This window comes from Pandoraea sp. CB10b_02 (genome assembly GCF_002216225.1).
Classification (GTDB): domain Bacteria; phylum Pseudomonadota; class Gammaproteobacteria; order Burkholderiales; family Burkholderiaceae; genus Pandoraea; species Pandoraea nosoerga.
The window spans coordinates 65576-79650 of record NZ_NJGW02000013.1 but is presented as its reverse complement, the minus strand read 5'-3'; the positions used below and the strand labels follow the sequence as shown (position 1 = coordinate 79650).

7 protein-coding genes and 2 riboswitches are annotated in these 14075 nt (G+C 67.6%); of the genes, 3 read left to right on the top strand and 4 right to left on the bottom strand.

Translation table 11 applies throughout. From position 1 onward, the window contains the following. Positions 1-75 precede the first annotated feature (75 nt). The 3 genes from putA (at position 76) to CDN36_RS14995 (ending at position 7231) form a co-directional block, all read left to right on the top strand. Positions 76-3999, top strand: a complete 3924-nt coding sequence (gene putA, locus CDN36_RS15005) for a trifunctional transcriptional regulator/proline dehydrogenase/L-glutamate gamma-semialdehyde dehydrogenase (protein ID WP_287497132.1) — start codon at positions 76-78, stop codon at positions 3997-3999. 333 nt (positions 4000-4332) lie between these two features. Then, positions 4333-5877, top strand: a complete 1545-nt coding sequence (putP, locus tag CDN36_RS15000; RefSeq protein WP_287497131.1) for a sodium/proline symporter PutP — start codon at positions 4333-4335, stop codon at positions 5875-5877. A 208-nt stretch (positions 5878-6085) separates the two neighbouring features. Next, the gene (locus CDN36_RS14995) at positions 6086-7231 is read left to right on the top strand and encodes a branched-chain amino acid ABC transporter substrate-binding protein (RefSeq protein WP_150555542.1); all 1146 of its coding nucleotides are present in this window, start codon (positions 6086-6088) and stop codon (positions 7229-7231) included. Positions 7232-7433: 202 nt separating this feature from the next. Here the strand turns inward: CDN36_RS14995 and CDN36_RS14990 are convergent, their stop codons facing one another. The 4 genes from CDN36_RS14990 to gcvT form a co-directional block, all read right to left on the bottom strand. Beyond that, entirely contained in the window at positions 7434-8837 is a 1404-nt protein-coding gene (locus CDN36_RS14990) for an L-serine ammonia-lyase (protein ID WP_150555541.1), read from the bottom strand. A gap of 137 nt (positions 8838-8974) precedes the next feature. Then, entirely contained in the window at positions 8975-11911 is a 2937-nt protein-coding gene (gcvP, locus tag CDN36_RS14985) for an aminomethyl-transferring glycine dehydrogenase (RefSeq protein ID WP_287497130.1), read from the bottom strand. 179 nt (positions 11912-12090) lie between these two features. Further along, the gene (gene gcvH / locus CDN36_RS14980) at positions 12091-12474 is read right to left on the bottom strand and encodes a glycine cleavage system protein GcvH (protein WP_150555539.1); all 384 of its coding nucleotides are present in this window, start codon (positions 12472-12474) and stop codon (positions 12091-12093) included. Positions 12475-12554: 80 nt separating this feature from the next. Continuing rightward, on the bottom strand, positions 12555-13661 hold the full coding sequence (gene gcvT / locus CDN36_RS14975; RefSeq protein WP_287497161.1) for a glycine cleavage system aminomethyltransferase GcvT: 1107 nt from the start codon (positions 13659-13661) through the stop codon (positions 12555-12557). A gap of 138 nt (positions 13662-13799) precedes the next feature. Beyond that, positions 13800-13935: riboswitch (glycine riboswitch) on the bottom strand. An 8-nt stretch (positions 13936-13943) separates the two neighbouring features. Beyond that, positions 13944-14040: riboswitch (glycine riboswitch) on the bottom strand. Between the last annotated feature and the right edge of the window lie 35 nt (positions 14041-14075).

Sequence of the window (14075 nt, the reverse complement as noted above, 5' to 3'; positions counted from 1 at the left end):
CGGTTACGATGCCGCAATTCACCCGCTATGGGTGTCACGCTTTTTTGCTCTCTTGCGTCATCAGGTAACCCTTCCATGGCTAACACCACTCTCGGCGTCAAAGTCGACGACGTCCTGCGCACCCGGCTCAAGACCGCCGCCCAGCAAATCGAGCGCACCCCCCATTGGCTGATCAAGCAGGCAATTTTCGCCTATCTGGAGCGCGTGGAAAGCGGCGTGCTGCCGCCCGAACTCAGCGGTGCAACCCAGTCGGGCACCGAGGTGATCGACGGCCACACCGGCGACGACACCGTGCCGCACCCGTTCCTGGAGTTCGCGCAGAACGTGCAACCGCAGTCGGTGCTGCGCGCGGCCATCACGGCCGCCTACCGCCGTCCGGAACCGGAATGCGTGCCAGTGCTCATCGGGCAGGCCAAGCTTGCGCCGGCCACGGCCACCTCGGCCTCCGCCCTGGCCCGCAAGCTCGTCGTCGCCCTGCGCGGCAAGAGCACCGGCGGCGGCGTGGAGGGCCTCATTCACGAGTTTTCGCTCTCGAGCCAGGAAGGCGTGGCGCTCATGTGCCTTGCTGAAGCGCTGCTGCGTATTCCGGACAAGGCCACGCGCGACGCGCTCATTCGCGACAAGATCAGCAAGGGCGACTGGCACGCTCACGTGGGCAATTCGCCGTCGATGTTCGTCAACGCGGCCACCTGGGGCCTGATGATCACCGGCAAGCTCGTCACCACCACCAGCGAAGCCGGTCTCACCAAGGCGCTCACGCGCCTGATCGGCCGTGGCGGTGAGCCGCTCATCCGCAAGGGCGTCGATATCGCCATGCGCCTCATGGGCGAGCAGTTCGTGACGGGCGAGACCATCTCCGAAGCGCTCGCCAACAGCCGCAAGTATGAGGCCCAGGGCTTTCGCTACTCATACGACATGCTCGGCGAAGCGGCGACCACCGAGGAGGACGCGCAACGCTACTACGCGAGCTACGAGCAGGCGATCCACGCGATCGGCAAGGCGTCGGCCGGACGCGGCATCTACGAAGGCCCGGGCATCTCGATCAAGCTCTCCGCGCTGCACCCGCGCTATTCGCGCAGCCAGCACGAGCGCACGATGAACGAGCTGCTGCCGCGCGTGCAGGCGCTCGCCAAGCTGGCGCGTTCGTATGACATCGGCCTGAACATCGACGCCGAGGAAGCCGACCGCCTCGAGATCTCGCTCGATCTGCTCGAGGCGCTGTGCTTCGACCCCGATCTGGCCGGCTGGAACGGCATCGGCTTCGTGGTGCAGGCGTATCAGAAGCGTTGCCCTTTCGTGATCGACTTCATCATCGATCTGGCGCGCCGCAGCCGCCATCGCATCATGGTGCGTCTGGTGAAGGGCGCGTACTGGGACACGGAAATCAAGCGCGCGCAGGTCGACGGGCTCGAAGGCTACCCGGTCTACACCCGCAAGATCTATACGGACGTGTCGTACCTCGCCTGCGCCAAGAAGCTGCTCGCCGTGCCGGAGGCGATCTATCCGCAGTTCGCCACGCACAACGCCTACACGCTCTCGGCGATCTACCACCTCGCCGGCAACAACTACTACCCCGGCCAGTACGAATTCCAGTGCCTGCACGGCATGGGCGAGCCGCTCTATGAGGAAGTCGTGGGCCCCATCGCGGCGGGCAAGCTCGCACGACCATGCCGCGTGTACGCCCCGGTCGGCACGCACGAGACCCTGCTCGCCTATCTGGTGCGACGCCTGCTCGAGAACGGCGCGAACACGTCGTTCGTGAACCGCATTGCAGACGACACCATCAGCGTCGACGAGCTGATCGCCGACCCCGTCACCGAGGCCGAGAAGGTGCAGCCGCTCGGCGCGCCGCATGCCAAGATTCCGCTGCCGCGCGACCTGTACGGACCTGCGCGCGCCAATTCGTCGGGCTTCGATCTGTCGAACGAGCACCGCCTGGCCTCGCTGTCCTCGGCGCTGCTCGCGAGCGCGGGCACGCCCTGGCGGGCCGCGCCCATGCTCGCCGATGGCGAGCGCACCGACGGCACGCCGCGCCCCGTGCGCAACCCGGCCGACCTGCGCGACACCGTGGGTCAGGTCATCGAAGCCACGTCGGCCGACGTGCAAGCCGCACTCGCGCACGCCGTGGCCGCCGCGCCGATCTGGCAGGCCACGCCGGTCGAGGAGCGCGCCGACTGCCTGATGCGCGCGGCCGACCTGCTCGAAGCACACATGCCCACGCTCATGGGCCTTTGCGTGCGCGAAGCGGGCAAGTCGCTACCCAACGCCGTGGCCGAAGTGCGCGAGGCCGTCGACTTCCTGCGCTACTACGCCGCGCAGATCCGCCAGGGCTTCTCGAACGACACGCACCGCCCGCTGGGCCCCGTGCTGTGCATCAGCCCGTGGAACTTCCCGCTCGCGATCTTCGTGGGCCAGGTCGCGGCCGCGCTGGCCGCCGGCAATCCGGTCATCGCCAAGCCGGCCGAGCAAACACCGCTCATCGCCGCCGAAGCCGTGCGACTGATGCACACCGCCGGCATTCCGGCGGGTGCGCTGCAACTGCTGCCCGGCACCGGCGAGACGGTCGGCGCCGCGCTCGTGGCCGACGCACGCACCAAGGCCGTGATGTTTACGGGCTCGACCGAAGTGGCGCGCATCATCGCGCGCACGCTGGCCGAGCGGCTGGACGCCAACGGCCGCCCGATCCCGCTGATCGCCGAGACCGGCGGGCAGAACGCCATGATCGTCGACTCGTCGGCCCTGCCCGAGCAAGTCGTGTACGACGTGCTCGCCTCGGCCTTCGACTCGGCCGGCCAGCGCTGCTCGGCCCTGCGCGTGCTGTGCCTGCAGGACGACATTGCCGACAAGACGCTGCACATGCTCAAGGGCGCGATGCAGGAACTGGCCATCGGCAACCCGGACCGCCTGGCCATCGACGTCGGCCCCGTGATCGACGCCGAGGCGCAGGGCAACATCAATCGCCACATCGAACAGATGCGCGGCAAGGGCTTCCCGGTCGAGCAGCTGCCGCTGCCCGAAGCAACGCGCCACGGCACGTTCGTCGCCCCGACGCTCATCGAGCTCACCGACCTCAAGGCGCTGCAGCGCGAAGTCTTCGGCCCGGTGCTGCACGTGATCCGCTTCAAGCGCGCCCAGCTCGACAAGCTGCTCGAGCAGATCAACGCCACGGGTTACGGACTGACGTTCGGCGTGCATACGCGCATCGACGAGACCATCGCCTATGTGACCGAACGCGCGCATGTGGGCAACATCTACGTGAACCGTAACGTCATCGGCGCCGTGGTCGGCGTGCAGCCGTTCGGCGGCGAGGGTCTGTCTGGGACGGGTCCGAAAGCGGGCGGCCCGATGTATCTGCCGCGCCTGCTCGCCACGCGCCCGGCCTCGCTTGCGCCGGAGCTCAATCGCAACGAGGCCGCGCTCGCGCCGCTCGTGGTGTATCGCGACTGGCTGCGCCAGCAGGGCAATGGCGCGCACACCGCTGCCGCGATCGATCGCGTCGACCGCTATCTGGCGACCTCGGCGCTCGATGCGACCGCCGTGCTGCCGGGCCCGACCGGCGAGCGCAACACCTACGGCCTGGAGCCGCGCGGCCCGGTGCTTTGCGTGGCCGCCACGCCGCTCGGCGCGCGCACGCAACTGGCCGCCGTGCTGGCCACCGGCAACCACGCGCGCTTTGCCGACGGCGCCGCGGCGCGCGAGTTGATCGATGCGCTGCCGGCCTCGCTCAAGGACCGCGCGTCGGTGTTGCCCGCCGGGGCGGACGTTGCCGGCGAACCCTCGCTTGCCGCCGTCCTGTTCGAGGGCGACAGCGACGAACTGCGTGCGCTCAATCGCCGCATCGCCGCGCGCAGCGGCCCGATCCTGTCGACGCAGGGGCTCTCCCCGGAGGCGCTGGCCGCCGGTGACGACTACGCGCTCGAGCGTCTGCTGTGCGAGCGCTCGGTGTCGGTCAATACGGCCGCCGCCGGGGGTAACGCCAACCTCATGACCATCGGCTGATCACGCCGTGCCGCCCGCGGCCACCCGTGTCCCGCGTCTGCGGGGCCGGGTGGCCGTCGTCGTTCTGCCGTTCCGCCCCCCTTGCCTCCTTGCCGGCAACGGCGTCCGCCCTTTGCGTTCACACGCAAACCCCGTAGCCCAGCACCGCCGGCCCATTCGCGGTATCGTCGCGCCCGCCCCCGACATATCACGCGTCTCACCGCCTTCGCGCGGTCAACCCGTGCCGGCGACGCGTATCGCCGGCCGCCGCGATCGCCGCCCTGCGCCGCCGCCTCCCTCGTCATGCCGGGGCAGACGCGCAGCGTGCGTGGCGGTGTCGCACAAGGAGGCAACATGTCCCTTTGGAATCCCACCGCGGTGTCGTTTACCGTCTACCTGCTGCTGATGCTGGCGATCGGCTGGCTGGGCTACCGTTCGACCCGCAATCTCTCCGACTACATTCTGGGCGGACGGCGGCTTGGCAGCTTCGTCACGGCGCTCTCCGCCGGCGCGTCCGACATGAGCGGCTGGCTGCTGCTCGGACTGCCGGGCGCAATCTACGCGGGCGGCCTGTCCGGCGTGTGGATCGCCGTCGGCCTGGCCGTCGGCGCATGGGCGAACTGGCATCTGGTCGCCGCGCGCCTGCGCGTGCATACGGAAGTCTGCGGCAACGCGCTCACGCTGCCCGAATACCTCACACAGCGCTTCGACGATCGCAGCCACGTGCTGCGCATCGTCACGGCGCTGGTGATTCTCATCTTCTTCACGATCTATTGCGCGTCGGGCGTCGTGGCGGGCGCGCGCCTGTTCGAGACGATGTTCGGCCTCGAATACCACACCGCGCTGTGGATCGGCGCCGTGGCGACCATCGCGTATGTCTTCATCGGCGGCTTCCTGGCGGTGAGCTGGACGGACACGGTGCAGGCCTCGCTGATGTTCGCGGCGCTGGTCGTCACGCCGATCGCCGTGGTCGCGCTCGACGGCAGCCCGGCCGCGGCCGTGGACGCCGTAACGGCCGTCCACCCGTCGCATACCGACTGGTTCGGCGATCTGGCGCCCATCGGCGTGATCTCGATGCTGGCCTGGGGCCTGGGCTACTTCGGGCAGCCGCACATTCTGGTGCGCTTCATGGCCGCGCGCTCGGCCGCGGCAATTCCGCAGGCGCGCCGCATTTGCATGACATGGATGGTGCTGTGCCTGAGCGGCGCGGTGGCCGTCGGCTTCTTCGGGCTGGCGTTCTACAGCGCGCGTCCGGACCTCGGTGCGGACGTCGCGGCCAACCCCGAGACCATCTTCATGTCGCTCACGACGCGTCTCTTTGCGCCGTGGCTCGCCGGCGTCCTGCTCGCGGCGATTCTGGCCGCGGTCATGAGCACGCTGTCGTGCCAGTTGCTCGTGTGCGCCAGCGCGTTGACGGAAGACCTCTACAAGATCTTCGTGCGCGGGCCGGTAAGCCAGCGCCGCCTTGTGTGGATCGGCCGAACGATGGTGCTCGCCGTGGCCGTGGTCGCCGTGTTGCTGGCCCTCGATCCCGAGAGTCGGGTGCTGGGCATGGTGAGCTACGCGTGGGCCGGCTTCGGGGCCGCCTTCGGTCCGCTGGTGCTCGCCACGCTGTTGTGGCCGCGCGTCACCCGCAACGGGGCGCTCGCGGGCATCGTGGTCGGCGCGGCGACGGTGCTCGTCTGGAAGCAGTTCGGCTGGCTGGACCTGTACGAAATCGTGCCGGGCTTCGTGCTGGGCGGTCTGGCCCTGGTCGCGGTAAGCCGGCTCGGCCAGCCGCCCGGCGCCGAGGTGCTGGATCGTTATGCAGCCGCTGAAAAGACCCTGGCGCAAATCCGTCAGGGCACGCCGGCCGAGCCGGGTGCCACCGACGCGCCGACGGCGCAACCTTCGCCATAAGCCGGTAGCACCTTCTATCGGAATATGTCCCTCTTGACCGGCGCGCGCAGCCATCCAATACTGCCGCGTCGGACGCATAGTGCGTTTGATTTCGGTCGATGCCGTCCCAGAGTCAACCGGCTCCGGGCAGACAGCGTTCCAAGAAAGCGCGTCGCGGCGATCCCGCAGGCGCGCCACTCAACGACATACACATGCAAGGAGAGGGTTGATGCAATCGAAGCTTACGGCTGGCGCACTGGCAGTTGCGGGACTGCTCGCATTCGGCGGCGCCGCGCACGCCCAACAGGCGCAGGAAGTGAAGCTGGGCTTTGCCGCACCGCTCACGGGCGCCCAGGCGCACTACGGCAAGGACATGCAGAACGGCATTCAGCTCGCCGTGGACGAATACAACGCGACGAAGCCGACCATCGAGGGCAAGCCGGTGAAGTTCGTGCTGCAGTCGGAAGACGATCAGGCGGATCCGCGTCAAGGCTCGCTGGTCGCACAAAAGCTCGTCGACTCGGGCATCAAGGGCATGCTGGGCCACTTCAACTCGGGCACCACCATTCCGGCGTCGCGCATCTACGCGCAGGCGGGCATTCCGGAAATCGCCATGGCGACGGCCCCGGAATATACGAAGCAAGGTTTCAAGACGACGTTCCGCATGATGACCTCGGACATCCAGCAAGGCTCGGTCGTCGGTAACTTCGCCGTGAAGAAGCTGGGCTTCAAGAACATCGCCATCGTCGACGACCGCACTGCCTACGGCCAGGGTCTGGCGGACGAATTCGAGAAGGCCGCCAAGGCCGCCGGCGGCAAGATCGTGCGCCGCGAATTCGCCAACGACAAAGCCGTGGACTTCCGCGCCATTCTCACCAACCTCAAGCGCGCCAATCCGGACGTGATCTTCTACGGCGGCGCCGACGCGCAAGCCGGCCCGCTCGCCAAGCAGATGCGCGAACTGGGCATGAAGAGCACGCTGATGGCCGGCGAGATGGTCAAGTCCGACGCGTTCCTGAAGATCGCCGGCGACGCCGCCAACGGCTCGGTCGTGTCGCTCGCGGGCCTGCCGCTCGACAAGATGCCGGGCGGCGCCGCCTACGAGCAGCGCTACAAGGCCAAGTTCGGCGCGGCGCCGGAAACGTATTCGCCATACGCATACGACGGCGCCATGGCCATGATGTCGGCCATGAAGAAGGCCAACTCGACCGACCCGGCGAAGTACCTGCCGGTACTGGCCAAGACGAGCATGCCGGGCGTGACCACGCGCGAGCTGGCCTACGACAACGTGGGCGATCTGAAGTACGGCTCGATCACCGTCTACAAGGTCGTGGATGGCAAGTGGACCGTGCTGGAGACCGTCGGCGGCAAGTAAGCCGTCGGCGTTACCCGCGATCCGCGGTACGAGGGGCCGGCGAGACTGTCTCGTCGGCCCCTTTTTGTTCGTGCAATAAAAAAGCCGCCCGGCAGTTGCCGGGCGGCGTAAAGACAAGGCAAGGAGACATCGGGGAGAGGTTAATCGCGGCATGTGTCTGCCGCGTGACAGTCCCGCCGTGCCGCCATGGCCCACCGCGCCATCAGCACTCCACGATATTCACCGCCAGGCCGCCGCGCGCCGTCTCCTTGTACTTCGTCTTCATGTCGGCGCCGGTCTCGCGCATCGTCTTGATGACGGAGTCGAGCGAGACGTAGTGGGCGCCATCACCGCGCAGCGCCATGCGCGCGGCGTTCACGGCTTTGACCGACGCCATCGCGTTGCGCTCGATGCAGGGAATCTGCACAAGACCGCCCACCGGGTCGCAGGTGAGCCCCAGGTTGTGCTCCATGCCGATTTCCGCGGCGTTCTCGACTTGCTCCACCGTCCCGCCCAGCACCGCTGCCAGCGCACCCGCGGCCATCGAGCACGCCACGCCGACCTCGCCCTGGCAGCCCACTTCCGCGCCCGAAATCGACGCATTGAGCTTGTACAGAATGCCGATGGCCCCTGCCGTGAGCAGAAAGTCGATCACGCCCTGCTCGTTCGCGCCGTGCACGAAGCGGTCGTAGTAGTGCAGCACCGACGGGATGATGCCCGCCGCGCCGTTCGTCGGCGCGGTCACCACGCGCCCGCCCGCGGCGTTCTCCTCGTTGACGGCAATGGCGTACAGGTTCACCCAGTCCATCACCGAGAGCGGGTCCGACAGCGTGCGCTCGGCGCGTTGCGTGAGCTGGCGATACAACTCCGGCGCGCGGCGACGCACATGCAGCGGCCCGGGCAGTTCGCCGTCGGCTTCGTCGTTGCCGATGCCGCACCCGCGCGTGACGCACGACTGCATCACCGCCCAGATGTTGAGCAGGCCGCGGCGGATGTCCTCCTCCGCAGTGTCGCTCTTGTGCCAGACCTTCTCGTTCTCCCACATCAGCCCGGCGATGCTCTTGCCGCTCGCGCGACACATCTCGAGCAGTTCCTTGCCGGTGCGAAACGGGTACGGCAACTGGTCGTGCGCGGCGAGCACCTGCGTGTTCGACGCGCCCGCCGTCACCACGAAGCCGCCGCCCACCGACAGGTAGCGCCCTTCGCGCAGCTTGTTGCCGTCGCTGTCGAAGGCATGGAACTTCATGCCGTTCGGATGCTCGGCCATCGCCTCCCGGCGGAAGAACACCATGTGCTCCTTCTCGACAAAGGGCACTTCGTGCTTGCCGAGAATCGACAGCACCTTCTCGCGGCGCAGCGTGGCGAGCCGCCCGGCGATCGTCGACGGATCGACCGTGTCCGGCGCTTCGCCCATGAAGCCGAGCAGCACGCCCTTGTCGGTGCCGTGGCCCTTGCCCGTGGCGCCGAGCGAGCCGTAGAGCTCCGCACGCAGTGATGCCACCTTCGGCAGCAAAGCGTCGCGCTCCAGTCCCTGTACGAACATCAGTGCTGCGCGCATCGGCCCCACGGTATGCGAACTCGACGGTCCGATACCGATCTTGAACAAATCGAAAACTGAAACGGCCATGAGGCTTTCCTGATTTAGCTGAAACGTTGTGATACCCGGCGAGCGCCTTCACGCTGACGCATTCGCGTGACATCCATAGAGACAAAAAAGGGCCAGCAATGTTTCTGCCGGCCCCGGTTCGTCGAATTTCGCGGCGCTTACTCGTAGTCGCTCATCGGCACGCACGCGCAGAACAGGTTCCGGTCGCCGTACACGTTGTCGGCGCGGCCTACCGGCGGCCAGTACTTGCGCTCGCGCAGACCGGCCACCGGATACGCCGCCTGGCTGCGCGCGTAGGCGTGCGGCCATTCGTCGGCGGTCACGACATCCGCCGTGTGCGGCGCATGCTTGAGCGGGTTGTCTTCCCGGTCGGCACGACCTTCTTCCACCGCGCGGATTTCTTCACGGATCGCGACCATCGCCTCGATGAAGCGATCGAGCTCGTGCTTCGACTCCGACTCGGTCGGCTCCACCATGAGCGTGCCCGGCACCGGGAAGCTCATGGTGGGCGCGTGGAAGCCGAAGTCCATCAGGCGCTTGGCCACGTCGTCCACCGTGATGCCGCTCGTTTCCTTGAGCGGACGCAGATCCAGAATGCACTCGTGCGCCACCAGACCGCCCGGCCCCGTATAGAGCACCGGATAGTGCGGCGCGAGCTTCTTGGCGAGGTAGTTCGCGTTGAGAATCGCGGTTTCGGTCGCCGCGGCGAGGCCGGACGCGCCCATCATGGCGACGTACATCCACGAAATCGGCAGAATCGACGCCGAGCCATACGGCGCGGCCGACACCGCGCCGATGCCATTCGCATGGCGCGAGCCACCGGTCGAGCGCTGATTCGGCAGGAACTGCGCCAGATGCGCGCCAACGGCCACCGGGCCCACGCCCGGGCCGCCGCCGCCGTGCGGAATGCAGAACGTCTTGTGCAGATTCAGGTGCGAGACGTCGCCGCCGAACTCACCCGGCGCGCACAGGCCGACCATGGCATTCATGTTCGCGCCGTCGACATACACCTGACCGCCGTTGGCGTGCACGATTTCGCAGATCTGACGCGCGCCCGCCTCGAACACGCCGTGCGTGGACGGGTACGTCATCATGATCGCGGCCAGCCGGTCGCGGTGCTGCTCGGCTTTCGCCTTCAGGTCGGCCAGGTCGACGTTGCCGTTCGCGTCGCATGCCACGACCACGACCTGCATGCCCGCCATCTGCGCCGACGCGGGGTTGGTGCCGTGCGCGGACGCCGGAATCAGGCAGATGTCGCGATGCGCCTCGCCGCGCGAGGCGTGATACGCCTGGATGATCAGCAAACCCGCGTATTCGCCCTGCGAGCCGGCGTTCGGCTGCAGCGACACGGCGGCGTAGCCGGTGGCGGCCACCAGCATCTGCTCGAGCTGATCGATCATCGTGCGATAGCCGACGGTCTGCTCGGCCGGCGCGAACGGGTGAATCTGGCCGAACTCGGGCCACGTCACCGGCAGCATCTCCGACGTGGCGTTGAGCTTCATCGTGCACGAGCCCAGCGGGATCATCGTGCGGTCGAGCGCCAGATCCTTGTCCGCCAGGCTGCGCAGATAGCGCAGCATCTCGTGCTCGGAGTGATAACGGTTGAATACCGGGTGCGTGAGGTACGCGCTCTGGCGCGCCAGCGCCGCCGGGAAGCCGTTCGCCACGCCCGCCTCGATCGCGTCGAAGTCCAGCCCGCCCGACGATTGGGCGCTCTTGCCCAGCCCCTCGGCGATCACCTCCCACAGCGCGATCACGTCATCGCGCGTGCTCGTCTCGTCGAGCGAGATGCCAACGGTGTCGGCGTCTTCGCGACGCAGGTTGAAGCGACGTGCGGCGGCGGCCGTATGCACGGCGTCGGCGCGACCGGCGACGGGCACCGTGAGCGTGTCGAAGAACGTGGCGTTGCGCGGCGCGGCGCCCAGCTTCGCGAGGCCCGCGGCGAGCACCGCCGTCAGGCGATGCACGCGCTCGGCGATCACGCGCAGCCCTTGAGGGCCGTGATATGCGGCGTACATGCTGGCCATGATGGCAAGCAGCGCCTGCGCCGTACAGATGTTCGAAGTCGCCTTCTCGCGACGGATGTGCTGCTCGCGCGTTTGCAGCGCGAGGCGCAGCGCCGGCTTGCCTTGCGAGTCGATCGACACGCCGACCAGACGGCCCGGCATGGAGCGCTTGAGCTCGTCGCGCGTGGCCAGGTAGGCGGCGTGCGGGCCGCCGAAGCCCATCGGCACGCCAAAGCGCTGGCTGTTGCCCACGGCCACGTCCGCGCCCCATTCGCCCGGGGGCGTGAGCAGCGTAAGCGAGAGCAGGTCGGCCGCGGCAATCAGCATGCCGCCCTTGGCGTGGACCGCGTCGGCCAGCGCGCGGTAGTCGCGCACGTCGCCGCCCACGCCCGGGTACTGCACCAGCACGCCGAACGCATCGACGCCGGAGGCTGCCGCGACCGGCCCGACCTGCACTTCGATGCCGAGCGGCCTGGCGCGCGTGTGCACCACTTCGATGGTTTGGGGCAGCACGTCGTCGGCCACGAAGAACGTGTTCGACTTCGACTTGCCCGTGCGCTTGACCAGCGTCATCGCTTCGGCGGCGGCCGTCGCCTCGTCGAGCATCGACGCGTTGGCGATCGCCAGCCCGGTCATGTCGATGATCATCTGCTGGTAGTTGAGCAGCGCTTCGAGGCGACCTTGCGAGATTTCCGGCTGATACGGCGTGTAGGCGGTGTACCAGGCGGGATTCTCGAGCACGTTGCGCAGGATCACGCCCGGCGTGAACGTGTTGTAGTAGCCCTGACCGATAAACGACTTGAAGACCTGGTTCCGGTCGGCGAGCGCGCGCAGTTGCGCGAGCGCTTCCGATTCGGTCTTCGGCGCGGCGAACTGGCCCAGCGCCGCGGCGAACTGCCTGCCGTCGCGGCGGATCGACGCGGGCACGACGGCGTCGATCAGCGCGGCGCGCGACGCGTAGCCGAGCTCGGCGAGCATCGCCTGCTGTTCGGGGGTGTCCGGGCCGATATGGCGGGCGGAGAAATTATCGCGCTGCTCGAGCTCGGCGAGCGAGCGGCGCGGCTGATGCAGGTCGGACGGGGCGTTCATGGTCGGATCTCTCGGGCGGTCACGGCAAGTGACAACGGCAATGGATTGCTTCGGTGCGGGTCTGCGGGCAAGTCTGCAGGCGCATCGGCGGGTGGGGAACCGGGAGACTCGCGAAGACCGCGATTCATCGATTCACCGAACCGCCGAGCCGCCCGGCTGGTCGCCGGACGCGGACGGACTCAGGCGCCCGGGCCGGCGTTGTATTGCTCGGCGGTGAGCAGTGCGTCGAGTTCCTTCACGTTCGACGGCTTGATGCGGAACAGCCAGTTGGCATACGGGTCGCTGTTGACCAGCTCCGGCGCGCCCTGCACTTCGCTGTTCGTCTCGAGAATCTCGCCACCGATCGGGGCGTAGATGTCCGAGGCGGCCTTGACCGACTCGACCACGGCCACGGATTCCTTGGCAGTCACCGTGCGGCCGGTGTCCGGCAGCTCGACGAATACCACGTCGCCCAGCGCTTCCTGCGCGTGGTCGGTAATGCCGATGGTCACGGTGCCGTCGGCTTCGAGGCGAGCCCACTCGTGGGACTCGGCGTACTTCAGGTTATCGGGGGTGTTCGCCATTTGTGACGCTCCGGTTTCAGTATGGGGTGTCGTATTGAGAGTCTGTCGTGCCGTCTGCCGCGCGGGGTGAGCCTGTCCGCTCACGCCACCACGGCCTTGCCGTGACGCACGAACGGTAATTTGACCACACGTGCGGGCAATTGCTTGTCACGAATTTGCACATGAACGATCGCGCCGTCGGGCACGCCCTTGGGCAGGCGGGCAAAGGCGATGGACTGCTGCAGGCTCGGGCTGAACGTGCCGCTGGTGATTTCGCCTGCGCCGGCATCGGTCGCCACGACCTGATGCGCGCGCAGCACGCCGCCCTTGCCGTCGAGGACGAGACCGGCGAAGCGCCACGTCTGGCCGCGCGAGAGCAGCGAGTCCTTGCCGACGAACGTGCGCTCGCTGTCCTTCTCGACCGTCCAGCCCAAGCCGGCGTCGAGCGGCGAGACGTTGTCGTCCATGTCCTGGCCATACAGGTTCATGCCGGCCTCCAGACGCAGCGTGTCGCGCGCGCCGAGCCCGGCCGGGCGCACGCCCGCGTCGACGAGCGCCCGCCACAGGGCCACGACGTGATCGGCCGGCACGATGACTTCGAAGCCGTCCTCACCGGTGTAGCCGGTGCGCGCGATCATCAGCTCGCCGAACGGAGTGTCCTTCGCAAAGGCGGCATTGAACGGCTTGAGCACTTCGCTCACGGCCTGGCTGCCCGGCACGGCCTGCCACACCTTGGCGCGCGCGTTCGGGCCCTGCACGGCCACGATGGACAGATCGCGGCGCGGCACGATCGTCAGGCTGTAGTCGCCGTGCGCGTTGAGCTGGCCGAGCCAGGCGAGGTCCTTGTCGGCGGTGCCGGCGTTCACGACCAGACGGAACCAGTCTTCGGCAATGAAATAGACGATGAGATCGTCGATCACGCCGCCGCTCGGGTTGAGCATGCAGGTGTAGAGGGCCTTGCCCGGGCTCTGCAGCTTGTCGACGTTGTTGGCGAGCGCGTAGCGCAGGAACTCGCGGCAGCTCGGGCCATGCAGGTCCACCACGCACATGTGCGAGACGTCGAACATGCCGGCATCGGTGCGAACGGCGTTGTGCTCTTCGATCTGGGAGCCATAGTTCACCGGCATGTCCCAGCCGCCGAAGTCGACCATGCGGGCACCGGCAGCGCGGTGCGTATCGTTGAGCGGGGTGCGTTTGAGTTCGGTCATCGGGGCGTCAGGCATCAAGGATTCGGGAATTTCGGATAAGCCGCGTCCGAAAACGCAAAAAGGGGTCATCTCGACGACCGGCACTTAGCGCGTGCGGACCGTGCTGACGCACTTGCCCGACGCAATGCCAGTTGGCGAGATGACCCCTCTGTCCTTGGTACCTGAGAGATTGCCCGGTCCGTGCGACGCGCCCGCGTCTGCCACCGGTACCGGCCCCTTCGGTGGGTTGCCAGCGCGCTCCCGCTTGCTGCAACCGCTCTCCAGAGATCGAAGGCGATGCCTTCGGCGCGGACGGTCCTTGATGCCTGAGAGTTTGTGGGTATTACCCCTTCGGCGGCCCCGGCATGTGCTTCCCGGTGCGCTCTCCCGACCACGCTCGCGCACTTTACGGGGAAAGCCGGGGACTGTCAATTT

Excerpts from the sequence above, each read along its gene's own strand:
- gcvH (WP_150555539.1), bottom strand. The coding sequence starts at position 12,474 with ATGGCGAACACCCCCGATAACCTGAAGTACGCCGAGTCCCACGAGTGG.
- gcvP (WP_287497130.1), bottom strand. The coding sequence starts at position 11,911 with ATGAACGCCCCGTCCGACCTGCATCAGCCGCGCCGCTCGCTCGCCGAG.
- putA (WP_287497132.1), top strand. The coding sequence starts at position 76 with ATGGCTAACACCACTCTCGGCGTCAAAGTCGACGACGTCCTGCGCACC.
- gcvT (WP_287497161.1), bottom strand. The coding sequence starts at position 13,661 with ATGACCGAACTCAAACGCACCCCGCTCAACGATACGCACCGCGCTGCC.
- putP (WP_287497131.1), top strand. The coding sequence starts at position 4,333 with ATGTCCCTTTGGAATCCCACCGCGGTGTCGTTTACCGTCTACCTGCTG.
- CDN36_RS14990 (WP_150555541.1), bottom strand. The coding sequence starts at position 8,837 with ATGGCCGTTTCAGTTTTCGATTTGTTCAAGATCGGTATCGGACCGTCG.
- CDN36_RS14995 (WP_150555542.1), top strand. The coding sequence starts at position 6,086 with ATGCAATCGAAGCTTACGGCTGGCGCACTGGCAGTTGCGGGACTGCTC.